A 1,185-nucleotide genomic window follows, 5' to 3' on the forward strand; every position below is an offset into this window, starting at 1 on the left:
CCCAGTCGCCGTACACCTCGTCGAAGTCCCCGCGCCGGTCACCGGTGCGGCCGGTGGTGTCGACCTCCGCGTGCAGGCCGGTGCGCCCCCAGCCGGCCGCCAGGCCGCCGCCGTCGCGCTCCTGCCAGGGCAGGCCCACCGGCCGCGCGCCCTCGGCGGCCAGGCCGCTGCCCGGCGCCGCCAGCGCCGCCACGTGCGGGTGCAGCCGCGGGTCGATCCACGCCTCGTCGCGGGTGAGGGAGCCCAGCACGAAGCGCGGGTGGGCGGTGAGCCGCTCGGCCAGCGCCAGCCCCGCCTCGCCCGTCCAGCGCGCGAGGTCGTCCAGGTGCGGCCAGGGCCGCTCGGGGTTGACGTGGTCGGGGGTCAGGGGTGAGACGCCGCCCCAGTCGTCGACGCCGGCGGCCAGCAGGTCGTGCAGCCCGGCCGGGTCGGACAGGTTCGGCGGGGCCTGCAGGCTCACCGCCGGTCCCAGCAGCAGCCGGGCCACCGCGATCGTCGCGAGGTACTCCTCGTGGCCGAGGTCGGCCGCCGAGCGCATCGCGGTGTCGTCCTTGGCGCGGAAGTTCTGCACGATGACCTCCTGCACGCCGCGGTACTCCCGCGCGACGCGGCGGATCGCCAGCAGGGAGTCGACGCGCTCGGCGGGGGTCTCCCCGATGCCGACGAGGATGCCGGTGGTGAAGGGCACCCCGACCCGGCCGGCGTCTTCCAGCACGCGCAGCCGCACGGCGGGGTCCTTGTCCGGGGAGCCGAAGTGCGGCCCGCCCGGCTGCTCGAACAGCCGCCGGGAGGTGGTCTCCAGCATCATCCCCATCGAGGGGGCCACCGGCTTGAGCCGCTGCAGCTCCGCCCAGCTCATCACCCCGGGGTTGAGGTGCGGCAGCAGGCCGGTCTCCTCCAGCACCCGCACGGCCATCGCCCGCACGTAGGACAGGGTGTCGTCGTAGCCGTGGGCGTCCAGCCACTCCCGCGCCGCGGGCCAGCGGTCCTCGGGGCGGTCGCCGAGGGTGAACAGCGCCTCCTTGCAGCCGGCCGCGGCGCCGGCCCGGGCGATGTCGAGGACCTCGTCGGGCGACAGGAACGGCGCGGGCAGCCGGTGCGGGACCGTCGCGAAGGTGCAGTAGTGGCAGCGGTCGCGGCACAGCCGGGTGAGCGGCACGAACACCTTGCGGCTGTAGGTGACGG

1 protein-coding gene is annotated in these 1,185 nt (G+C 76.3%); it reads right to left on the minus strand.

Translation table 11 applies throughout. From position 1 onward, the window contains the following. Positions 1 to 1,185, minus strand: a 1,185-nt coding sequence (gene cofG, locus ABEB16_RS21650) for a 7,8-didemethyl-8-hydroxy-5-deazariboflavin synthase CofG (RefSeq protein WP_345714239.1), incomplete at both ends; no start/stop codon positions are given.

The sequence above is a fragment of the Kineococcus glutinatus genome, assembly GCF_039542765.1.
Lineage (GTDB): Bacteria > Actinomycetota > Actinomycetes > Actinomycetales > Kineococcaceae > Kineococcus_A > Kineococcus_A glutinatus.